Annotated in this window: 16 protein-coding genes; 8 read left to right on the forward strand and 8 right to left on the reverse strand. The window is 45.4% G+C overall.

Annotation, left to right across the window (positions count from 1 at the left end):
- Window positions 1–28: 28 nt before the first annotated feature.
- From AB4585_RS07530 to AB4585_RS07550, 5 genes are all read left to right on the forward strand, one after another.
- Window positions 29–1,750 carry a glycoside hydrolase family 9 protein gene (locus AB4585_RS07530; RefSeq protein WP_372154980.1) on the forward strand — a complete coding sequence of 574 codons (1,722 nt, stop codon included), beginning with the start codon at window positions 29–31 and terminating at the stop codon, window positions 1,748–1,750.
- A gap of 2 nt (window positions 1,751–1,752) precedes the next feature.
- A complete protein-coding gene (locus tag AB4585_RS07535) occupies window positions 1,753–2,637 on the forward strand; it encodes an N-acetylglucosamine kinase (RefSeq protein ID WP_017066804.1) in 885 nt (294 codons plus the stop codon).
- A gap of 12 nt (window positions 2,638–2,649) precedes the next feature.
- Window positions 2,650–4,626 carry a beta-N-acetylhexosaminidase gene (locus tag AB4585_RS07540; protein WP_372169494.1) on the forward strand — a complete coding sequence of 659 codons (1,977 nt, stop codon included), beginning with the start codon at window positions 2,650–2,652 and terminating at the stop codon, window positions 4,624–4,626.
- 146 nt (window positions 4,627–4,772) lie between these two features.
- Window positions 4,773–7,178, forward strand: a complete 2,406-nt coding sequence (locus tag AB4585_RS07545) for a GH36-type glycosyl hydrolase domain-containing protein (protein WP_017066806.1) — start codon at window positions 4,773–4,775, stop codon at window positions 7,176–7,178.
- Between the two features lie 74 nt (window positions 7,179–7,252).
- Window positions 7,253–8,665, forward strand: coding sequence for a phosphoglucomutase/phosphomannomutase family protein (locus tag AB4585_RS07550; protein WP_017059416.1), 1,413 nt, complete (start codon window positions 7,253–7,255; stop codon window positions 8,663–8,665).
- A gap of 150 nt (window positions 8,666–8,815) precedes the next feature.
- On the opposite strand, the gene AB4585_RS07555 is transcribed toward AB4585_RS07550, so the two are convergent.
- From AB4585_RS07555 to AB4585_RS07580, 6 genes are all read right to left on the reverse strand, one after another.
- Window positions 8,816–9,844: an ABC transporter ATP-binding protein gene (locus AB4585_RS07555; protein ID WP_372154977.1), complete on the reverse strand. Its 1,029-nt coding sequence runs from the start codon at window positions 9,842–9,844 to the stop codon at window positions 8,816–8,818.
- A complete protein-coding gene (locus AB4585_RS07560) occupies window positions 9,844–11,469 on the reverse strand; it encodes an iron ABC transporter permease (RefSeq protein WP_017059418.1) in 1,626 nt (541 codons plus the stop codon). Before AB4585_RS07560 ends, AB4585_RS07555 begins: the two co-directional genes overlap by 1 nt.
- Before the next feature lie 244 nt (window positions 11,470–11,713).
- The gene (locus AB4585_RS07565; protein ID WP_017059419.1) at window positions 11,714–12,727 is read right to left on the reverse strand and encodes a Fe(3+) ABC transporter substrate-binding protein; all 1,014 of its coding nucleotides are present in this window, start codon (window positions 12,725–12,727) and stop codon (window positions 11,714–11,716) included.
- A gap of 295 nt (window positions 12,728–13,022) precedes the next feature.
- Complete coding sequence (locus AB4585_RS07570; RefSeq protein WP_017059420.1) at window positions 13,023–14,252, reverse strand: ammonium transporter; 1,230 nt, start codon at window positions 14,250–14,252, stop codon at window positions 13,023–13,025.
- A 27-nt stretch (window positions 14,253–14,279) separates the two neighbouring features.
- Window positions 14,280–14,618: a P-II family nitrogen regulator gene (gene glnK / locus AB4585_RS07575; RefSeq protein ID WP_004738200.1), complete on the reverse strand. Its 339-nt coding sequence runs from the start codon at window positions 14,616–14,618 to the stop codon at window positions 14,280–14,282.
- Window positions 14,619–14,856: 238 nt separating this feature from the next.
- Complete coding sequence (locus AB4585_RS07580) at window positions 14,857–15,225, reverse strand: YacL family protein (RefSeq protein WP_019824378.1); 369 nt, start codon at window positions 15,223–15,225, stop codon at window positions 14,857–14,859.
- 131 nt (window positions 15,226–15,356) lie between these two features.
- Between AB4585_RS07580 and AB4585_RS07585 the strand changes: the two genes are divergently transcribed.
- From AB4585_RS07585 to AB4585_RS07595, 3 genes are all read left to right on the forward strand, one after another.
- Window positions 15,357–16,511, forward strand: a complete 1,155-nt coding sequence (locus AB4585_RS07585) for a sugar diacid recognition domain-containing protein (RefSeq protein ID WP_017066809.1) — start codon at window positions 15,357–15,359, stop codon at window positions 16,509–16,511.
- A gap of 127 nt (window positions 16,512–16,638) precedes the next feature.
- A complete protein-coding gene (locus AB4585_RS07590) occupies window positions 16,639–17,904 on the forward strand; it encodes a GntP family permease (RefSeq protein WP_017059423.1) in 1,266 nt (421 codons plus the stop codon).
- 16 nt (window positions 17,905–17,920) lie between these two features.
- Window positions 17,921–19,054: a glycerate kinase gene (locus AB4585_RS07595; RefSeq protein WP_017059424.1), complete on the forward strand. Its 1,134-nt coding sequence runs from the start codon at window positions 17,921–17,923 to the stop codon at window positions 19,052–19,054.
- Window positions 19,055–19,155: 101 nt separating this feature from the next.
- Here the strand turns inward: AB4585_RS07595 and acnB are convergent, their stop codons facing one another.
- The gene (gene acnB, locus AB4585_RS07600) at window positions 19,156–21,744 is read right to left on the reverse strand and encodes a bifunctional aconitate hydratase 2/2-methylisocitrate dehydratase (RefSeq protein ID WP_372169497.1); all 2,589 of its coding nucleotides are present in this window, start codon (window positions 21,742–21,744) and stop codon (window positions 19,156–19,158) included.
- A 272-nt stretch (window positions 21,745–22,016) separates the two neighbouring features.
- Window positions 22,017–24,350 carry a patatin-like phospholipase family protein gene (locus AB4585_RS07605; RefSeq protein ID WP_017059426.1) on the reverse strand — a complete coding sequence of 778 codons (2,334 nt, stop codon included), beginning with the start codon at window positions 24,348–24,350 and terminating at the stop codon, window positions 22,017–22,019.
- Window positions 24,351–24,373 lie beyond the last annotated feature (23 nt).

Below are 24,373 nucleotides of genomic sequence, written 5' to 3' on the forward strand. Positions count from 1 at the left end.
TAGAAACTAGGACTGTCGGAGAATATTGATGCTGTTATTGACCAACCATATTGGCTATGAGTCCACAGGCCCGAAGCAAGCTATCCTACAAACTAAGAAAGCTCGCCTATCAAGCACTACGGCTCTACTCGTCTGTGCTGACAACCATATGACTGTCGGAAATTTTGATGTGGTTAAACAAGGCCGCGTAGCAAATTGGCATCAAGGGCAATTCTTCACTATTGATTTCAGTTCAGTCACTGAATCTGGTCGCTACTACCTACGTTTTGACAACCTGCGTTCAGAAGTATTTGAGATTGGTAGCAACCTATTAATGAACCACACGTTTTCTGATGTGCTTCATTACTTTAAGTCACAACGCTGTGGCGGTATTTTCGACAAAAAAGATCGACAAGCACAAATTCTAGGTACCGACCGATACGTCGATGTCCACGGTGGATGGTATGACGCATCAGGTGATGTCAGTAAATATTTTAGCCACCTGTCTTATGGTAACTACCTAAACCCACAACAAATTCCGATGGTCGTTTGGAACATGCTAAAAAGCGTACGCTTGACTAGCCATAACCCAGACTTCCCGAAATTCTCCATGACTCGTCTAACGGAAGAGGCTCTGTTCGGTGCCGACTTCTTAGTGCGTATGCAAGACGCTGACGGATACTTCTATATGACGGTATTCGACAAATGGAGCAAAGATATCAACCAACGCGATATCTGCGCTTATGCGACTCAAGAAGGTCATAAATCAACGGACTTACAAGCGGGCTACCGACAAGGTGCAGGTGTTGCTATCGCAGCATTAGCCGCAGCTTCTGAGCTTGAAATCTCTGGCAGCTACTCGAGCCACACATACCTTGAAATGGCGGTTAAGGGTTACTGGCATCTAAAAGAGTACAACCTCCAGTATCTAAACGATGGTGAAGAGAACATCATCGATGAGTATTGCGCCCTACTCGCAGCCAATGAGCTGTATCGCGTAACACAAGACCAGCAATACCTATCAGAAGCAAGAACTTGGGCGACTCGTTTAATCTCTCGTCAGCAATCCGATGATTCATTTGAGCACTTCTGGTCGGCAAACTCTGATGGCTCTCGTCCATACTTTCACGCAGCTGAAGCCGGTCTTCCTGTGATTGCACTATGTGAATACATCGACAATGAAACCGATGCTGAATTAAAAGAACAGGCGCGCACAGTTGTTGAACAAGCTTGTCAGTTCGAAATCAACATCACCGACAAAGTCACCAACCCATTTGGCTATCCAAGACAATACGTTAAATCTGTCGATGGTGATAAACGTGATGCCTTCTTCGTCGCTCAACAGAACGAAACCGGTTACTGGTGGCAAGGCGAGAACGCACGCCTTGGCTCACTCGCAACCATGGCTTACCTAGTTCAACCGCACATTAAAGATAGCGAACTTCAAGATCGCTTAATCCAGCTTTCACAAAATAGCCTTGATTGGATCTTGGGCCTCAACCCATACCACATGTGCATGCTCGATGGTCATGGCCATAACAACCCAGACTACCTACCTCAGCTTGGGTTCTTCAATGCGAAAGGCGGTATCTGTAATGGCATCACAGCTGGTTTTGAAGATGAACAAGACATTGCGTTCAATCCACCAGCACAAAAAGATGACATGCTTCAAAACTGGCGCTGGGGTGAGCAATGGATCCCTCATGGTGCGTGGTTCTTATTAGCAACCGCTGCACAGTTCAACTTCTTAGCTCAGCGTAAGGAGCAATAATAATGACTCTTTACTACGTCGGTATTGATGGTGGTGGTACTTCTTGTCGTGCTCGTATTCGTGACGCTCAAGGCAAACTGATTGGTGAAGCGAAAAGTGGCAGTGGCAACATCCTTTTGGGTGTTGATGTTGCGATGAGCTCAATTATTGATGCCATCACAAAAGCGGCACAACAAGGGCAACTCAACTCAGACCATTTTTCAAATATGCATGTTGGCCTAGCGCTGGCTGGCGCTGAGCAAAAATCAGCATGGTTCGACTTCATGGCTCAACCACACCCTTTCGCAAGCATGACACTAAATACCGACGCTTATGGCGCTTGCATTGGTGCTCACAATGGCCAAGACGGCGCAATCATGATCGGTGGTACGGGTTCTTGCGGTATCTTCCTAAAAGACGGTGAGCAATATGTGGTTGGCGGTCGTGAATTTCCGATTTCAGATCAAGGCGGCGGCGCAGTCATGGGCTTACGTTTGATTCAACAAGTCTTGCTTGCAGAAGACGGTATTCGCAACAAAACCCCGCTGACTCTACATGTGATGAATCACTTTAATAATGATGTGGATGCCATTGTCGAATGGTCAAAAGGTGCTATTCCAAAGGATTACGGTCAATTCTCACCAGTTATTTTTCAACTCGCTAACGAAGGTGACGAACTGGCTATCGATATGCTCAAGCAAACCGCGGCTGATATCGAAATGTTTGTCTTAGCACTGCATCGAAAAGGCGCTGACAAGGTGTGCTTAATGGGAAGTATCGCTGAGCGTATTCTCAACTGGCTATCACCACCAGTACAACAATGGATCGTTAAACCTCAATTCGACGCTATTGAAGGCGCATTGATGTTTGCCGGAAAACCACAACACAACTTGTATCAACAGGCTTAGCAGGGAAGTTATATGAATTATCGCATCGACTTAGCTGTTCTTTCTGAACAAAAAAATAACTGCCGATTTGGCCTTACGGTACATAACTTAAGTGACCTCGACGTAAAAGATTGGTCTCTGCACTTTGCATTTGATCGTTTCATCCTTCCAGAGAGTTTATCGCAAGGAGAGCTGACTCAAGTTGGCAGCTTTTGCTCATTCACACCAAGTTCGTCAGTGTTAAAGGCCAACAACCATTACTACCTTGAATTCAGTATTCAAAGCGCACCATTCCGCTTCTATTCTGATGGCCTTAACGATGCCTTTATCCAGTCACATAATGATGGAGAAACATCGGTACTGCCTGTCGCGATATCACCCATAGTACTGGCTTCGCCATACCGTGAACGCAATCAAATACCTGAAGTTAACGCTGCTGAGATTGCATTGATTCCTCAGCCTAATCAGATCGAATTTCAGCAAGGTAGTTTCGCGCTAAGTAACTTCGCGCTAAGTAACTTCGCGCTAAATAACGACTGCAGAATTGAGGTTCAATCTCATCTTGCTGATAAGGCAGTCTCTTGGTTCCAGCAAGAGTTGCTCTCGACCTTTGAGCTGTCTCTTTCGACCGCGCTTTCAGCTGAACTTTCAAAAGACGAAAGCGGCAACATTCTATTTCGCAGCAACCCGACGTTAGATGAAGCCGAATACAAACTGACCATCACTGCACAACAGATTATTGCTGAATCAGGCAGCCAGTCGGGCTTTACACACGCTGTGGCAAGCTTGATTCAACTAGTTCAACAACTGGACGCAGAGAACTTCTCTCTACCATGTTGCAAGATAGCCGACCAACCGCGCTTTAAGTACCGCGGCATGATGTTGGACTGCGCTCGTCACTTCCACTCAGTAGAGCAAGTGAAGCGTTTAATCAATCAACTGGCGCACTACAAGTTCAACGTATTTCATTGGCACCTAACTGACGATGAAGGTTGGAGAATTGAGATAAAGAGCCTGCCTCAGCTAACAGAAATTGGCGCTTGGCGAGGTCCTGACCATGCACTAGAGCCGCAATATACCCACATTGCGGAAAACTACGGCGGCTTCTACACGCAACAACAAATTCGTGAAGTCATTGAATATGCAGAGCAACGCAGCATCACGGTGATCCCAGAGATCGATATTCCGGGACACTGCCGTGCCGCAATCAAATCACTGCCTGACATGTTGGTGGAGCAAGCTGACACTACTCAATACAAAAGCATTCAGCACTACAACGACAACGTCCTAAACCCAGGTTTACCAGGCACTTACCAATTTCTAGATGCCGTTATTGAAGAAGTGGCAGAGCTATTCCCGAGCGAATTGATTCACATGGGTGCAGACGAAGTGCCACCCGGTGTGTGGAGCAACAGCCCTGCTGCTCAAGCGTTGATGAAAGAACACCAGTACCAAGACAGCAAAGACCTACAAGGTCACCTATTCCGCTATGCCGAAAACAAGCTTAAGCAACTCGGTAAACGCATGGTCGGCTGGGAAGAAGCACAGCACGGCGACAAAGTGAGTAAAGAGACCATCATCTACTCATGGCTCAGTGAAGAAGCGGCTGTCAATTGCGCTCGCCAAGGCTTTGATGTGGTGTTGCAACCTGCACAGTTTACCTATCTCGACATGACCCAAGATTATGCACCGGAAGAACCGGGCGTAGATTGGGCTGCCGTTATCCCATTAGAACAAGCTTATACCTACGAAGCACTTGCTGAGATATCCGACACCGACCCAATTCGTAAGCGGATCCGCGGAATTCAGTGTGCTCTATGGTGTGAGATCGTCACCAACCAAAAGCGTATGGATTACATGGTATTCCCAAGAATTAGCGCTTTAGCTGAAGGATGTTGGACACATAAAAACAACCGAAACTGGCCAGATTACCTATCTCGCCTAAAGGGGCATCTGCCATTACTCGACAAACTCAATGTTGATTATCGCAACCCTTGGAAAGCTCAATAAAACAAAACCAAAGCGACACTCACATCGAGCGGTTGCTAACTCAAATTAAGTTGCTGACTCAAATTAAGGTGCTCAGTTAGATACGACTCAGCATCACTATTTAAAAATTAGCTGCATAGATGCAGTTTGTTAAAAAGGAAATGACAATGAAATACGGCTATTTCGATAACGACAATCGCGAATACGTCATCACTCGCCCTGATGTACCAGCTCCTTGGACAAACTACCTAGGTACTGAAAAGTTTTGTACCGTGATTTCGCACAATGCGGGCGGTTACTCGTTCTACAATTCTCCGGAATACAACCGTGTTACTAAGTTCCGTCCAAACGGCACCTTTGACCGTCCTGGACACTATGTGTACCTGCGTGATGATGAGACAGGTGATTACTGGTCTATCTCTTGGCAACCAGTGGCAAAGAGCCTAGATGAAGCGAACTACGAAGTTCGTCACGGCCTGTCATACTCAAAATTCAAATGTGAATACAGCGGCATTACCGCAACCAAGACGCTATTCGTACCTAAGGGTGAAGATGCAGAAGTTTGGGACGTTGTATTAAAGAACAACACTGACAAGCCACGTACTATCAGCACTTTCTCGTTTGTTGAGTTCTCTTTCAGCCATATTCAATCAGACAATCAAAACCATCAGATGTCTTTGTACTCTGCGGGCACGTCTTACCAAGAAGGTGTTCTGGAATACGACCTGTACTACAACACTAACGACTTTGAAGGCTTCTACTACCTAGCTTCAACTTTCTCACCAGACAGCTACGATGGCCAACGTGACAACTTCCTTGGTATGTACCGTGATGAAGCAAATCCAATTGCGGTTGAAAACGGTAAGTGTTCTAACAGCGCTCAAACTTGTTACAACCATTGTGGTTCTCTGCACAAGCAATTTACGATTCAACCCGGTGAAGAAGTTCGCTTTGCGTATGTACTCGGTATCGGTAAAGGCAACGGTGAACGCCTACGTGAGAAGTACCAAGACACAGCAAACGTAGACGCCGCTTTCCAAGGCATCAAAGATCACTGGGACGAGCGTTGCAACAAATTCCAAGTTAAGTCGCCAAACGAAGGCTTAGACACAATGATCAACACGTGGACGCTATACCAAGCGGAAACCTGTGTGGTTTGGTCACGCTTTGCATCATTCATCGAAGTTGGCGGTCGTACTGGTCTTGGTTACCGTGATACGGCTCAAGATGCTATTTCAGTACCCCATGCCAACCCACAAATGACCAAGAAACGTATTATCGACCTGCTTCGCGGCCAAGTGAAAGCGGGCTACGGTCTACACTTGTTCGATCCTGACTGGTTCGATCCAGAGAAAGCCGACGTTGAGCCATCAAAATCACCAACAGTTGTTCCAACACCGTCAGATGACGACAAGATCCACGGCATTGAAGACACATGTTCTGATGACCACCTATGGATCGTTCCGACCATTATCAAATACGTAATGGAAACCGGTGAGCACGACTTCTTCGATGAAGTGATTCCATACGCAGACGGTGGCGAGGCGACAGTTTATGAACACATGAAAGCGGCACTGAACTTCTCTGCTGAATACGTGGGTCAAACGGGTATCTGTAAAGGTCTTCGAGCTGACTGGAATGACTGTTTGAACCTAGGTGGTGGTGAATCTTCAATGGTTTCATTCCTACACTTCTGGGCGCTACAAGAATTCCTAGATCTTGCTAAGTTCCGTAATAACGATGCTGATGTTGCGAAATACACTGAAATGGCAGCTAACGTTCGCGAAGCGTGTGAAACGCACCTTTGGGATGACGAAGGCGGCTGGTACATCCGTGGTCTAACTAAAAATGGCGACAAGATCGGTACCGCTCAACAAGCTGAAGGTCGTGTACACCTTGAGTCAAACACGCTAGCCGTTCTATCTGGTGCTGTATCTCAAGAACGCGGTGAGAAAGCGATGGACGCTGTTGATGAGAACCTTTTCTCAGAATACGGCCTACACCTAAACTCTCCTTCATTTGCAACACCAAACGATGATATCGGTTTCGTAACTCGCGTTTACCAAGGCGTAAAAGAGAACGGCGCAATCTTCTCTCACCCTAACCCATGGGCCTGGGTAGCAGAAGCGAAACTAGGCCGTGGTGACCGTGCGATGAAATTCTATGACGCACTGAACCCATACAACCAAAACGACATGATTGAAACGCGTTACGCAGAACCATACTCGTACGTGCAGTTCATCATGGGTAAAGATCACCAAGACCACGGCCGTGCAAACCACCCTTGGTTAACCGGTACCTCTGGTTGGGCTTACTTCGCGGTAACCAACTTCATTCTTGGTGTTCGTACAGGCTTTGAAGGCTTAACGGTTGATCCTTGTATCCCGACTGATTGGCCAGAATTCGAGGTTACTCGTCAATGGCGTGGCGCAACTTACAACATCACAGTGCAAAACCCGAATGCAGTAAGCAAAGGCGTTGCCTCTATCACTATCAATGGTGAATCAGTTGAAGGCGCTATCCCAGTACAAGCAGAAGGCAGCGTGAACGATGTTGTCGTTGTTCTAGGCTAGTCACGCAATTTAACGAACAGCTCTTGTCTCAAGTCTTTACAGGCTTGAGACAATGAGACTAAAAGGATTTTCTAATGATTAAATTTGGTACAGGTGGCTGGCGCGCTTTCATTGGTGAGGAGTTCACTAGAGAAAACGTCCGTTTGGTAGCGCAAGCACTCGCTAACATCATCAACAACGAAGATGCAGCCAAGAATGGGTTTGTGATCGGCTATGACCGTCGTTTCCTTTCCGATAAAGCCGCATGTTGGTTTGCAGAAGTACTTGCGGCGAACAACATCAAAGTAAGCTTCATCGATAAGTTTGTTCCAACACCTATCGTGATGTTCCAAGCAAAAGAGATGGGATGCACCTACTCGGCGTGTATTACCGCCTCTCACAACCCAGCCGATTACAATGGCATCAAGGTATTCATTGAAGGTGGCCGTGATGCTGATGAGATCATCACAGAGAAGATCGAACAGCAAATCGCAACACTGACCAACGAAGATATTATTCGTGTCGATTTCGAGCAAGCATTAAACGACAAAGAAATCGAGATCATCAACCCGATGAACGACTTTGTTGATTCAATCATCAACTTCATCGATATCGATTCGATCAAGAAAGCTAACCTACGTGTACTGATTGACCCAATGTTTGGCGTTGCAAAAAATGCTCTGCAAACCGTGCTGATTAACGGTCGCTGTGATGTCGACGTCATCAACGATGGCAAAAACCCAGATTTTGGTGGCTTAATGCCGTCGCCAAATGCTGCAACGCTGTATCGCTTGAAGCACTTAGTTGCAGCAGAAGGCTATGACATTGGTATTGGTACTGATGGCGATGCTGACCGTTTGGGAATCATCGATGAGAAAGGTCACTTCATTCACCCTAACGAAGTGCTACTCCTACTTTACTACTACTTGCTGGAATACAAAGGCTGGAAGGGCTCTGTCGTTCGTAACATCGCAACCACACATCTACTGGATAAAGTGGCGGCAGATCATGGTGAGAAGAGCTTTGAGGTTCCTGTAGGCTTTAAGCATATCAGCTCACAAATGGAGGCCGATGACTCTCTGATTGGTGGCGAAAGTTCAGGTGGTTTAACCATTCGTGGTCACATCAAAGGTAAGGATGGCGTATTTGCTTCAAGCTTACTGGTTGAGATGATCAGTGTGACAGGCAAGAAGTTGTCTGAATTACTTGATGAGATTTACTCTAAATATGGCTATGCCTACACCGCAGAAGGCGATTGTAAGTTTAAACCTTCAGAGAAAGAAGCGCTTTACACTAAGATCTACGTCGAGAAGCAACTGCCTGAATTTGAATACGAAATTGAAAAAGTAAGCTATGAAGATGGTGCCAAGGTGTACTTCAAGAATGGCGGCTGGGTGATTGCTCGCTTCTCAGGAACAGAGCCGTTACTACGAATCTTCGCAGAAATGGAAGATAAAGACACTGCAGAACGTGTTCTTCAAAAAGTGAAAGACTTCCTCTCTCTATAGGCTTATAGAGTGCAGCAGTTTTGTATGGGACTTAACAAATCACTGCCTTGTTAAAGCCTATAAGTGAAGAACTCTTGCCCAGTACTTTGATTAAAGTGCTGGGCTTTTTTATCGCGATTCTTGTAACGATTAGTATCGCGTTATATCTCTTTAAAAAGCCAATACGCCTTTGGTATCGACTTTTACGTTGACCGGCATACCCACTTCAAGTGCTTCTGACGAGGTTGCTAATAACTTCTGACCATGCGCTTCGATTACATAACGACAGTGATCACCCATAAATTGCTGTTCTAGCACCGAAATAGCACTATCTTGCTCGTAACTTGCTTGGATATGCTGGGGCCTTAGCAGAAGCTCACATGTATTGCCGAACTCAATCTCCGTTTGCGGTTTGGCTTCAACCATACCCAAACTGGTTTCAAATTCATGCTCCGAAATACGCTGTGCATTGAGGTAGCTACCGCCACCCAAAAAGTCTGCAACAAACTTACTTGAAGGATGGAAATACAACTCAGATGCCGAACCATACTGCTCAATCACACCATGGTTCATTACTGCCATTTTATCTGCAAATGCGAACGCTTCTTCACGGCTGTGAGTTACGAAGATAGCTGTAACACCCTGCTTCTTAAAAATCTTGCGAATCTGAGAAATCAGCTCATGACGAACCTGAGTATCGATGTTTGAGAATGGTTCATCTAACAGTAGCAAGTCTGGCTTGTACGCCAAAGAACGAGCAATAGCGACACGCTGCTGTTGACCACCTGAAAGTTGATGTGGGTATCGTTCACCATACTCACCTAAGTGAACCAGCTCCAGCATCTCTTGAACTTTGTCTTTCTTTTGCTGCTCAGAAAGGTCTTTCAAGCCAAAGCCGACATTCTGGTTTACCGTCAGATGCGGAAACAGGGCGTAATCTTGGAAAATCATACCAATGTTACGCTGCTCTGGTGGCAACCAATTCTCGCCATCATCAATGGTTTGACAGTTCAAACTCATCACACCGCTACTTAATGGAAGTAAGCCTGCAATCGCCTTCAGTAAGGTCGTTTTACCGCAGCCACTCGCACCAAGAAGACAAACAATTTCACCATGCTCAACTTCTAACGAGAGCGCTTCCAAAATGGTTTGCGACTCATATTTACAAGTCAGATCTTTAATTGATAATGCACAACTCATTAGTTTTTCTGCTCCAAGGAACGGTTTACGATGATCAGAGGAATTAAACCCACCAACACCAATAATACAGCAGGCATCGCCGCCAATTCTAGGTGCTCATCTGAGGCATAGTTATAAACATAAGTCGCCAATGTCTCGAAGTTGAAAGGACGCAGCAGCAATGCCGCATTCAACTCTTTCATTGATTCGATAAACACCAGTAAGCCAGCGATCAATGCGCCACGTTTAATCAAAGGTAAATGAACACGACGTAACATCTGGTTGGTATTGCAGCCCATGGTTTTAGAAGCCATATCCAATGAAGGGGATACTTTGCTCAAGCTGCTTTCAATACTGCCAATTGCCACTGCTGAGAAACGTACGACCATGGCAAAGATTAGCGCGAACATGGAGCCAGAGAAGATCAAACCAGGTCGCCCCCACTCCATCACTTTCGCAATGTCATTGACCAAGTGATCCATGAACAAAACAGGTACCATCACACCAATCGCTAACACGGTGCCTGGGACGGCATAGCCCATCGAAGCGAGGCGCATATAAGCCTGATTCTTCTTACTCGGACTAACGCGTTGATTAAAGTTAACAATCATCGCGATAATCACGCCAATAATCGCAGCAGCTACCGAAACGTAAAGGCTGTTGATGGCATATTCTCTGAATTCAGGGGTCCAGCTTTGAGCAAAATATTTGTAGGCGTAAATAATGAGCTGGCCAAGAGGGAATAAGAACGCAACGCAAACTAATCCCCAGCACCAGAATAGTGCCAGCCATTTTTTCCAACCAGAAAGGTCGTAACGAAAATCTTCGCGGCTGCTGAACTGATTCTGGAATAGCTTCTGCTTACGGCGACTGTATCGCTCTGAGCTCAACAGTAGGATCACGATAACCAGCATGATTGCCGATATTTTCGCAGCTGCCGTTAAGCTTGAGTAGCCTAGCCAAGTATCATAAACCGCAGTCGTTAAAGTATTTACCGCAAAGTAACTCACGGTACCAAAGTCACCGATGGTCTCCATAGCAACAAGCGATAAACCGACCGCCATTGATGGACGAACAAGTGGTAAGGAGATACGACGGAAGCTTTCCCAAGGCGAGCATTTTAGCAAACGAGCAGATTGTAATAAGGAGACGTTTTGCTCCATAAATGCCGCGCGGCACAGCAAATAAACATAAGGATAGAGAACGAGAGACAGAACAATAATAGCGCCGGATAAGGTTCTAATATCTGGGAACCAATACTCACCGGGTCCCCACCCAGTAAGATCTCGCAGTAGAACCTGAACAGGGCCGGCAAAGTCGAACCAATCGGTAAAGATATAGCCAACAATATAGCCTGGCATTGCTAATGGCAGGACGAGTGCCCACTGCAAAACACGCTCTCCCGGAACACGGCACATTGCCATAACCCAAGCCGACGGAATACCAAAAACTAAAGACAGGAACATGGTTCCTATGACTAAAACCACCGTATTGTAGGCATAGGTAGGCATCACTGTGGACATCAGATGAGAAAATAGCTCATCTGTTTCTCCAACAGCCGTCGTAAAAATCGCTAAGATCGGTAAGACCAGTAATACAGCAATAATGCCGCTACTGGTGTTCCATAAATAATTCTTTTCTTTCATCGCCTAACTACAACGAGGCTTAATGAAACACAAATGCATTTGCAAATACATCTCATATCCTTTTAATGGTGGGGTTATTTATACCCATATACTCTAATGACTTCAAGGTGAGATGCTAATAACTCAAGGGATCAACGGGGTGCTTTGTATCAAAAAGTGATTTTCCAATAACAAACAACCCCAAGTAGCCAAAATGGCGACTTGAGGTTGTCATTTTACTTAGGCCGAAGCCTACCGTAATAAATTATAGATCGAACTTAACTTCGTCTAATAGCTTGATTGCAGCCGCGTGGTGGTTTGCAATTTCGTCTAGAGAAATAGTATCCGCTTTGAACTCGCCCCATGAAGCAACAAGCTCAGAAGGTTTAACGTCTGCTTTCACTGGGTATTCGTAGTTCACTTCTGCGTACATGCTTTGTGCTGTGTCACCCGATAGGAATTCCATCAGCTTAACGGCATTCTCTTCATTTGGAGAGTATTTAGCCATTGCCATACCAGAGATGTTTACGTGAGTACCTGTAGTCTCTTGGTTAGGGAAGTTAATGTAAACAGAGTCAGCCCAAGCTTTTTGCTCTTTATCATTAACCATCTTACCTAGGTAGTAGCTGTTACCAAGAGCAACATCACATAGACCTTCTTTAATCGCTTTAACTTGCGCGCGGTCGTTACCTTGAGGCTTACGTGCTAGGTTTGCTTTTACGCCTTCTAGCCATTCTTTCGTTTCAGCTTCACCTTTGTGAGCAATCATCGAAGATACTAGAGAAACATTGTATGGGTGCTTACCACTACGAGTACAGATTTTGCCTTTAAATTCAGGCTTAGTTAGATCTTCGTAAGTGAACTCTTCACCTAGACGACCAACACGGTCACGTGAAGAATAAACGCTACGTGTACGAGTTGTTAGAGCGAACCACTCGTTATCTGTATCTTGGTATTGAGCTGGGATGTTCTTTTCAAGTACATCGCTTTCTACAGATTGAACCAGACCTTGTTTAGTTAGCTCAGATAGACGGCTGATATCTACAGTTAAGACAACGTCAGCTGGGCTGTATTCACCCTCTTGAGCTAACTTCTCTGCTAAACCTTTTTTAGCAAACTTAACGTTTACTTTAATACCAGTCTCTTTTGTGAACTCTTTGAACATTGGCTCAACAAGGAAAGGTTGACGGTAAGAGTATACGTTTACTTCTTCCGCAGCCATTGCTGTCGGGGCAATTACACCACACGCTAGAGCTGAAAGTGTTAGCAGTTTCTTCATTGTAAAATCCTTTATATCGAAATGATAATGTCTATCAGTTGCGTTATTATATTCATCATTAACATAATTACAATGACGACCAACAAAAAATCCGTCTATTCAGACCATTCAAACTCTCACTTTTGTAACAAACCATTTCAACTTTGTGTCTTGTCGTTCCCCTTAAACAATGAGCCTAACTTCAACGTTCGTGTTTATATATTGTGCAACCGTAAATACAACAAAGCCCCGCAACAAGAGTTGCGGGGCTTTCTTTGTCCAACCTAACCCATTCAGATTAGGCGACGACTGTTGATTATTTTACTGATACAAACTCAGGGTAAGCGCCGACACCACAATCGTGCATGTCCATACCTTCAAGTTCTTCATCTTCCGTTACTCGGATACCGATTGTTGCTTTAAGCACCGCCCATACTGCTAGGCTAGCACCGAATACCCATGCAAAGATGACTGCTGCACCCATTAGCTGAGCACCAAACGTTGCATCAGCGTTGCTTAGTGGCACAGCCATTAGACCGAAGAAACCACATACACCGTGTACAGAGATAGCACCTACTGGATCATCAATCTTAGCTTTGTCTAGAGCGATGATGCTGAATACAACCAATGCACCAGATACCGAACCAATCGCTACAGCAAATAGAGGTGATGGTGATAGAGGGTCTGCAGTGATTGCTACTAGGCCAGCTAACGCGCCGTTAAGAATCATTGTTAGGTCTGCTTTACCCCAAGTTGTTTTACATACTAGTAGTGCTGCAATTGCGCCTGCTGCTGCTGCTGCGTTGGTGTTAAGGAAGATTTGACCTACTGCTGTTGCGTTCTCAAAATCCGAAACCATCAGTTGAGAACCGCCGTTGAAACCGAACCAACCGAACCAAAGGATAAATGTACCTAGCGTTGCAAGTGGCATGTTTGAACCAGGAATCGGGTAGATTTCACCGTTCTTACCGTATTTACCTTTACGAGCACCGAGTAGTAGAACACCAGCTAACGCTGCTGCTGCACCAGCCATGTGTACGATACCTGAACCTGCGAAGTCACTGAAACCCGCTTCTGATAGGAAACCACCGCCCCAAGTCCAATAACCTTCAACAGGGTAAATGAACGCTGTTAGTACTACAGAGAAGATTAGGAATGACCAAAGCTTCATACGCTCAGCAACCGCACCAGATACTACAGACATTGCTGTTGCAACGAATACTACCTGGAAGAAGAAGTCTGATTCTAGAGAGTGGTCTGCGCCTTCACCTTGTGTACCAATTAGAGTACCAAATGATGGCAACCAACCGCCTTCACCGTTGTCGACATACATGATGTTGTAACCAACCACTAAGAAAGCAGTACAAGCAATTGCGTACAAACAGATGTTCTTAGTTAAAATTTCTGTGGTGTTCTTTGAACGAACTAGGCCAGCTTCTAACATCGCGAAGCCTGCTGCCATCCACATTACCAACGCACCTGAAATGAGGAAGAAAAAAGTGTCTAGTGCGTAACGTAGTTCCGTTACTGTTGTTGTAAGTTCCATATTAAAGTCTCCAGTCCTTGTAATTCTTTAAAGTGCTTCAGCATCCATTTCACCAGTACGAATTCGTACGGCTTGGCTTAGGTCATACACAAAAATTTTGCCGTCGCCGATTTTTCCGGTGTGTGCCGCTTGGCTAATCGCTTCAACAACTCGGTCAACATTCTCAGCTTGGGTAGCAATCTCTAGCTTCACCTTTGGTAGGAAATCCACTTGGTACTCTGCACCACGATACAATTCAGTATGTCCCTTCTGACGACCAAAGCCTTTCACTTCAGAAACAGTCATACCTTCAATACCCACATCAGAGAGCGCTTCGCGTACATCGTCTAATTTGAATGGCTTAACAATGGCATTTATTAATTTCATATTCGTTCCTTAAATTCTTACTTAATCCGTTAATTCTCTTATTACAATCCAAGTAGCGTGCCAAAAAGTTAAGTGATTGATTTTAAATAAGATGAAGATAATAAGGTCGTAATAACGAAAAAGGCCGCACCAACATGGTGCGGCCTTTTCACTATCTTAATGCGTTGCACTATTGTTGCTCCAGTTTTGGGCAACGGAGCCTTCAAAGCTCTGAGTGACTAACAAATAGGTGTTAGGGCTAGTAACCTAAAAAATCCATCCAGCGTTCGATGAGCAGTTCGAAATCATCGATTCCGCAGCTTGCTTGGCTTTCACAGTTATAGAAGTCGAATTCACTGCCCTCTTCCATCTCTTGCTCATGCGCTAACACGTTTTCTTGAATCGTAACTTCATCTTCATTGATCGCAAGGCTAATCTCCTTGCCAAGCAACGTCACTTCATTGCTCAAGTCCTGTCGAGATTGCTCAATCAACGCCATCACATGATCTAATTTTTGCTTATCTTTACCGATCTCTTCTTGAAGCCAACGGCCAACAATCTCATGGCCCATGCTGCATTTCACATAGTATTCACCCATTAGAGTGTTTCTAGTAAATTCAAACTCCATAACTCAACCTATACTGCATTAATACTCAAGCGATACTATTTCTGAGTATACCATTGTCTTGTCAGAAACGAGCGTATTGACGAATTTATCGTTACGATCCAACCTACACAGTCAATGAAGAGGAGGGCTCTATGCAGTTGAACGAAATGATTGCCAAACAAATTGTCGAACGAACCATGAAGATCATCCCACACTCGATTAATGTGATGGATAATAAAGGTCGCATTATTGGATCCAGTGATCCTACTCGCTTATACCAAAAACATGAAGGAGCGGTACTTGCCATCACCGAATCACGAGTCGTTAATATTGACGAAGCCACTGCCGAACACCTAAAAGGGGTTAAGCCTGGAGTTAATTTACCGATTCTATTTCAGGATAATGTCATTGGGGCGATTGGGGTTTCTGGGACACTGCAGCAAGTTCATCATTTTGGTGAGCTGGTGAAGATGACCGCTGAGCTTATTGTTGAACAAGCTGTACTTATGTCTCAAGTAGAATGGAATAAGAGGCATCGTGAAGAATTGGTATTGCAATTAATCCGAGGTAGCACGCTTAATGACATGCAACTGCAATCCATCGCACAGCGTCTGGATCTCGACCTTGCACAACCGCGGATTGCCGCCATCGTCAAGGTGTTACCGATAGGAGACACTGCGCCTTCATTGGAAAACTTACAGCAATTAGTACATTTACTTGAATATCCCGAGCGCGATAATTTAGTCGGTATCTTGTCTGTTTCACAAAACGAAGTGGTGGTACTCAAGCCTATAACCCTGATAGGGAACAGCTGGTCCAAGGATGCAGAAGCCAAGCGCGTGAAATTGCTACTCAAAAGAATAAAGAAAGAAGCTAAGTTTCAAATCAAGATTGCGCTTGGGGATTACTTTACCGGACTTTCTGGTTTAGCACGCTCATATGATACCGCTGAGCTCACTATGCGCAGTGTCGGTAACCGCCCCGGAGACATGTTTTTCTATCAAGACTATCGACTGCCGGCCATTATGAGTAGCCTGTTACAAGATCCATGGATTCGTGAGCAACTGGAGCAGTCTTACCTACATCTTCAACAACAGGACAGTAAAGGGATACTGATCAAAACTTTGAAGACATATTTAAAGCAGAACTGTGATTCAGCTCTCACCTGTAACGAACTACATATCCATCGCAATACGCTACGCTATCGAACAGACAAGATAAACCAAATAACATCATTAAATATCAACAATATAGACGATCTATTTCAACTCTACATTGCAATAAATCTATTCCACTGGTCGAGCTAAAAAATGTGCAACTGCACAATTTAAAAGGACCGATTTGAGCACTTATTTGTAGAGAATGACAAAGACTTACCAACCCTATATCTTTATATTTGCCGAAAATGACACATCGTTATCTGGGAAATAGAACATGATTGAAGTTTCAACTCTTGGCGCACTTTCAGCATTGATTGTTGCTATCGCGCTCATTCTTAAAAAAGTGCCACCCACCTACGGCATGATCATCGGTGCTTTGGTTGGCGGCGTGGTTGGCGGCGTTTCTCTCACCGAAACCGTTGAGTTAATGATAGGTGGTGCCCAAGGGATCGTCACTTCAGTGATGCGAATTCTCGCCGCTGGTGTGTTGGCCGGCGTACTAATTGAATCAGGGGCGGCTACCTCGATTGCAGAATCCATCATCAAAAAAGTAGGCGAAACTCGCGCCTTACTTGCTCTTGCCATTGCGACCATGATTTTAACCGCTGTTGGCGTTTTCGTTGATGTGGCCGTTATCACGGTTTCTCCTATTGCACTGGCTATTGCTCGCCGCGCAGACCTTTCTAAAACCGCGATCCTTTTGGCGATGGTGGGCGGCGGTAAAGCAGGTAATGTCATGTCGCCTAACCCAAATGCCATTGCGGCGGCTGATGCGTTCAATGTTCCGTTAACCTCTGTGATGGCTGCAGGCGTGATTCCGGGTCTATTTGGGCTGCTTTTCGCCTACTTCTTGGCAAAGCGCCTCGTCAATAAAGGTTCAAAAGTAGCGGAAAGTGAAGTGGTCAAAGCGGATCAAAGTTCACTGCCAAGCTTTTCTTCTTCAATCGTTGCACCGTTAGTGGCTATTGCCCTACTCGCGCTGCGACCACTCGCTGATATCAATGTTGATCCTCTAATTGCATTACCCTTGGGTGGATTGCTGGGTGCACTGGCTATGGGTCGCTTCAAACAAGCCAATAGCTTTGCGGTTTCAGGCTTGTCACGTATGGCACCGGTTGCTGTAATGCTACTGGGCACAGGAACCATTGCAGGCATCATTGCTAACTCAGGACTAAAAGCTGATCTGATTGAAGTGCTGACGATGTCTGGGCTGCCTTCTTACTTACTTGCTCCGTTTTCTGGCGCACTGATGGCACTATCAACCGCATCGACAACTGCCGGAACAGTAGTGGCATCGAATGTATTTGCCAGCACCATTCTTGAGCTAGGTGTTCCAGCTCTCGCAGGCGCAGCAATGATCCACTCTGGTGCGACAGTACTTGACCATATGCCACATGGTAGCTTCTTCCATGCCACGGGTGGTGCGGTACATATGAGTATTCATGAACGTCTAAAACTCATCCCTTATGAGTCAGCGGTCGGTCTTGTTATCGCCTTCGTCTCAGTAATGATCTTCGGTGTATTTGGTCTGTTTGTTTAAGTTTAAAGGTATCAAAATGAAAATTGTAATTGCTCCTGACTCATATAAAGAAAGCCTATCAGCAATGGGCGTTGCTCAAGCGATTGAAGATGGCTTTAAACAGCTAATACCAAACGCCGAATACGTAAAATTACCAATGGCTGATGGTGGTGAAGGCACAGTACAATCTCTGGTGGATGCGACCAATGGCTCTATCATCCAACATCCAGTGATTGGTCCATTAGGTGAAATTGTCGAAGGCTTCTACGGTATGTTCGGTGACGGTAAAACTGCCATTATTGAAATGGCGGCCGCTTCCGGCCTAGATTTAGTCTCTCCAGAACAACGTAATCCACTAAAAACCACTACCTATGGTACGGGTGAGTTGATCAAAGCCGTATTAGATAAAGGTGTTGAGCATATTATTATTGGCATTGGTGGTAGTGCGACCAATGATGGTGGCTTAGGAATGGCTCAAGCGCTAGGCATTCGTATGCTAGATGCAGAGGGTCACGAGCTGGTGTTTGGTGGTGGTGAACTGTCAAAACTGACAACCATTGATCTCACCAACCTCGACCCACGCCTACAAAACGTACGCTTAGAGGTCGCTTGTGATGTCGATAATCCATTATGCGGACCAAAAGGGGCATCACAGGTATTCGGTCCGCAAAAAGGCGCAACACCAGAAATGGTTGAGCTGTTAGATGCTAACCTTGCTCATTATGCCAGTATCATGAAAAACCAGTTAGGCGTCGATGTCATTGATCTCCCTGGTGCTGGCGCGGCAGGCGGTCTAGGCGCGGCACTTGTTGGCCTGTTAAATGCGGAGCTTCGCCCTGGTATTAACATCGTAATGGACGCCGTCAATTTAGATGAAATAGTCTCAGATGCTGATCTTGTGATTACAGGAGAGGGGCGCATTGATAGCCAAACCATTCATGGCAAAACACCGATTGGTGTCGCTCGCACAGCCAAAAAACATAAACTGCCTGTCATCGGTATTGCCGGCTGTCTAGCCAGTGATTGTGGTGTGGTTCATGAGCATGGTATCGACGCGGTATTTGCGGTAGTGAACCGTTCAGTAGACTTGCCGACAGCTTTGGCTGAAGCGGCTGAAAATATTGAACTTACTGCTCGCAATGTTGCAGCAATGTATACGATTAAGCACTAATCGAGCTCTCTGTAAGCTAAAAGCAATTTTCGCTGTATGCTAAAAGCAATTAAGGCCGCTATTCACAGCGGCCTTAATTATATTTACAACAAAATCAGACGTTACGCAGGCTCTTGGAAGATAACCGTGTCTGCTTTTTCCGTGTACTGACCCATTTTATGGAAGTTCAGGTAACGGTATGTATCAGCAGCGGTTGCATTAATCTTCTCAGCGTACTCTAAGTACTCTTCTTTCGTTGGGATGCGACCTAGAATCGCGCCAACAGCAGAAAGCTCAGCAGAAGCCAGATAAACGTTCGCGCCATTACCTAAGCGGTTCGGGAAATTACGCGTTGACGTCGACATAACCGTCGCAGCATCAGCAACACGAGCTTGGTTACCCATACATAGTGAACAGCCAGGAGTTTCGATACGTACCCCAGCACGACCGAAGATGCCGTAGTAGCCTTCTTCTGTCAGTTGGTCTTTATCCATCTTCGTTGGCGGAGCCACCCATAGGCGAGTATTTAGCGAGCCGTTAAACTCTTCTAGCATCTTACCTGCAGCACGGAAGTGACCGATGTTGGTCATACAAGAACCGATGAACACTTCTTGAATCTCAGTACCTTGAACGTCCGAAAGAAGACGAGCATCATCTGGATCGTTTGGTGCACATAGGATTGGTTGATCGATGTCAGCAAGGTCAATCTCGATAACGTGCGCGTATTCCGCATCTGAATCAGCAGATAGCAACTCAGGGTTCTCTAGCCACTCTTCCATTGCTGTAATACGACGCTCAATCGTACGAACATCACCGTAACCTTCAGCGATCATCCACTTCAGCATCACGATGTTCGAGTTCAAGTACTCAGAGATAGACTCTTCAGAAAGCTTAACGGTACAACCTGCAGCAGAACGCTCAGCAGATGCATCAGAAAGCTCAAATGCTTGCTCAACAGATAAGTGCTCAACACCTTCAATTTCTAGTACACGACCAGAGAATTCGTTGATCTTACCGGCTTTCTCTACCGTTAGTAGGCCTTGCTTGATGCCGTAAAGAGGAATGGCATGTACTAGGTCACGTAGCGTGATACCCGGTTGCATTTCACCTTTAAAGCGAACCAAGATAGATTCAGGCATATCAAGAGGCATAACGCCTGTTGCTGCAGCAAATGCTACCAAGCCAGAACCCGCAGGGAATGAAATACCTAGAGGGAAACGAGTATGCGAGTCACCACCTGTACCTACAGTATCAGGAAGAAGCATACGGTTTAGCCATGAGTGGATAACGCCATCACCCGGACGAAGTGAAACACCCGCACGATTCATGATGAAATCAGGTAGCGTATGGTGAGTGTTTACATCGACTGGTTTAGGGTATGCCGATGTGTGACAGAAAGACTGCATTACAAGGTCTGCAGAGAAACCAAGACACGCCAGATCTTTAAGCTCATCACGAGTCATAGGACCGGTCGTATCTTGAGAACCGACTGTCGTCATTTTAGGTTCACAGTACTGACCAGCACGAACACCTTCAACGCCACATGCTTTACCAACCATCTTCTGAGCTAGCGTGTAGCCTTTATCAGATGCAGATGGATCGATTGGTTTAGCAAACAGATCCGTTTCAGCTAGACCTAGAGCGTCACGAGCACGACCCGTTAGACCACGACCGATGATCAGTGGAATACGGCCACCAGCACGCACTTCATCAAGAAGTACTTTGCTTAGCTCAAAGTTTGAGATCACAGAACCGTTCTTGTGAACAACACCTTCGTACGGGTAGATATCAATGATATCGCCCATGTTCATGTCTTGTACGTTCAGTTCAATGGGTAGTGCGCCTGAATCTTCCATTGTGTTGTAGAAGATTGGTGCAATTTTACCACCAAGACAAACACCGCCAGTACGCTTGTTTGGTACGAATGGGATATCTTCACCCATGAACCAAAGTACTGAGTTTGTTGCCGATTTACGTGAAGAACCTGTACCAACAACATCACCAACGTAAGCCAGTGGAATGCCATCTTTTTGCATTTCTTCAATTTGTTTGATTGGACCAACGCTACCCTGTTCATCAGGAGTAATGCCATCACGTTCCATCTTCAGCATCGCTTTCGCGTGTACTGGGATGTCAGGACGTGACCATGCATCAGGCGCTGGAGATAGGTCATCGGTGTTCGTTTCACCAGTGACTTTAAATACTTTTACTGTGATTTTTTCTGCTACTTTATCTTTCGCTGTAAACCATTCAGCATCAGCCCAAGATTGAAGTACTTGTTGTGCAGCAGCATTGCCAGCTTTCGCTTTCTCTTCTACGTCATAGAACGCATCGAACATCAGTAGAGTATGAGATAGCGCTTTAACAGCGATTGGAGCAAGCTCAGCATCGTCTAGTAGAGATACTAGAGATTCGATGTTGTAACCGCCTTGCATGGTACCAAGCAGTTCTGCAGCTTTTGCTTTGCTTACTAGTGGCGAAGCTACTTCACCTTTAGTGATAGCCGTAAGGAAGCCAGCTTTTACGTAAGCAGCTTCATCTACACCCGGTGGAATGCGATTTTCTAGTAGGTCAAGAATGATTTCTTCTTCACCTTGAGGTGGATTCTTCAGAAGTTCAACTAGGCCAGCTACCTGCTCAGCATCTAGTGGTTTTGGAACAACTCCTTCGGCAGCACGTTCTTCGACGTGTTTACGGTAGGCTTCAAGCACGACTTTTTTCCTCTCATTGCGGTTCACTTCTTCCCTTCATAATTGTTAGTAAAATAAAGAAGTGAACATCCTTGGAAACTTGGCTCTCCATTGCCATTTTTGTCATTCAATTTGTATTGATGAGCGGCGTCATAGAGGCCAAACTGTGGGCGGTAGAATAGCAAATTTAACGTTAAATTAAAATCTTATCATTTTGACCAACATAGCAAGTTAAGACGAAAGTCCCACTATTTTTGCCTAATTACGCACTTAAATGGCGACTCTGCGCATGATTATTTGTAGGACGTACCTACAATCAGATACACCGAATCGAAATTATCTTCGGTTCGGCCATAAGCTAAAATGATCGGCCCGATTGGAGAATCAACACCCGCGAAAACAGAACCCGCGGTGTACATTGGCGCTTCATCAATACTCAAATCATTGTTCGACCAAACACCACCATGCTCAATGGATGCGCCCACGTAGAATGGTGATTTAAAAAGGCCGAAGTCATTTTCAAACCACTTATAACGATAAATAAGGCTGGTGTAAGCCAAGTTCTGACCAATCATACTATTCCTTGGAATACCTGACAGGTTTAAGAAGCCACCAAGCTCTTTGGGATCAATAGGGAAAATCGAATTTTTGCTCTCTACAATACCGTAATCCAGCTTTGCGACTAAAGTATGCTTCTCAATACTCTTTGCTGCCATGAAATTGGCCGAAAACTCATAAACCGTATCACTCTCAGACGTTAAATCCGATTCACCAAGAGAGCTGTCATTATCAAAATCATCATGAGAAACGAGGTACTCTAAATCGACAAAGTAACCCTTGGTCGGTAAGCTGAAATTATCCAAAGTATCCAGTCGGTAACCCATGAAGCCACCAATACGCTTGTAGCCACCACTGCCCAATGAAGGTAACGAAGAAACCTCAACATCCCCATCTGTATAACGAACACCAAATGTCAGCTCCTGCCACAAGGTTGGTTGATAGCCTAATGCCAATTCACCGACATATTCACTATACGTCATAGGGAGATAATCTTTCGTTACGTCCAGTGTCGGTTCTTCAATATCATCAATATCTGCGGGTAGGTTTCTGTTCTCTTTGCTGTAAACAACCGATGCCGAAGTAAACAGCTTTTGACTCGAAAAGAATGGCGAGTATAGTTCCGCTTCAATTCGCTTGTCCGTTCCCATCTCGATATTGGTTCTTAGCTCTGCACCATGCTTATTAATATCAGTAAAGTTGGCTGAGACACCGAGCGAGTATTGGCTTGTAGTAGAGAAATCATCTTCAAGAAAGAATCGAAAGTTGAGGTAGTTTGGCCCCCAAGATTTTTCGTTCACATCGACCAGCAGTTGCTCCTCGCCATCTACCGTGTCAAATTCATAAGTCACCAACTCGAATCTATCTAGCGCATAGAGGTCTTGTACTTTAGATTCAATTTCACTGGTCTTCAGAATCTCACCTGAATCAAGGTTTAAACGGTTTTCGATCAGCTTATCGGAATAGTGGGTATTGTTATTGATAACAACTCGGTCAACGACGGTCTTATCGCCGTGTTTTAGCTGTCTGCGCGCTTTTTGTTTGTCCTCGATATAATGCTGATAATCGGCATTTGAGAGCGATAGCTTAGAAAGTTCATCAGTATGCTGCTTAGCAGCTTCATAGCCCGCGAGGAAAGCCGATGGCATTTTATCAAATTCTGTCGTCTCCATTTCCCCAACATCTGGGCGCAGGAAGACATCATCGTCTGTTAAAGTTTCAGCTTGCTCTTGGGTGCTGCGTTGAACAAGATAATTAGAGAGTTGGTCAGCTGCGGCTAGAAAATTCGTGAAATCATCTTTGCCTTTGTAGTTGGTACTGATATCCACCGCAATGACGATGTCTGCACCCATCGCTCTGGCTACGTCGACGGGCATGTTATTGGTGACACCACCATCAACCAGCATTCGACCATCGAGGTCATAAGGGGGAAGCGCGCCGGGAACTGACATACTCGCCATCATGGCATCAACAAGGTGGCCATGATCGATGACCACCTCTTCAAGTTCGATAATGTCAGTTGCGACTGAACGGTATGGGATAGCAAGATGGTCGAAAGAATCGAATGAGGATAGATTACCCGTGGTCTCACGCAGAATACGCAACATATTCTGGCCTTGCACCACCCCTTTCCTTGCTTTGATTTCGCCCCAACCTAAGCCGAGATCGGTGTTCAGTTGGTAGCGGTCTTCATATTCTTTGTCACGTACACGGCGATCACTACGGTTAACGCGATCACGATAACCGCGATTCCAATCAACCGTATAAATAAAGCTCTCGATCTCGTCTGCGCTCATCCCTGTCGCATAAAGACCACCAACGTATGAGCCCATACTGGTACCGGTAATGTAATCAACCGGGATTTGCATCTCTTCTAGAGCTTTAAGCACACCAATGTGAGCTGCACCTTTTGCCCCACCACCAGCAAGAACGACAGCAACGGTTGGCCTTTTATGAGCTTGTTCAGCCTGCTGAGATTGATCAATCTGTGTCGCGGTGGATGCAAACAGCTGAAAACTGATCACAGTACCGACAACACCTAAGCCACTCACTAACCAACGAGAAATCATTATTTTAACTGTCCTTGTCATTC

This window comes from Vibrio sp. 10N.222.49.C9, assembly GCF_041474985.1.
Taxonomy (GTDB): Bacteria; Pseudomonadota; Gammaproteobacteria; order Enterobacterales; family Vibrionaceae; genus Vibrio; species Vibrio crassostreae_C.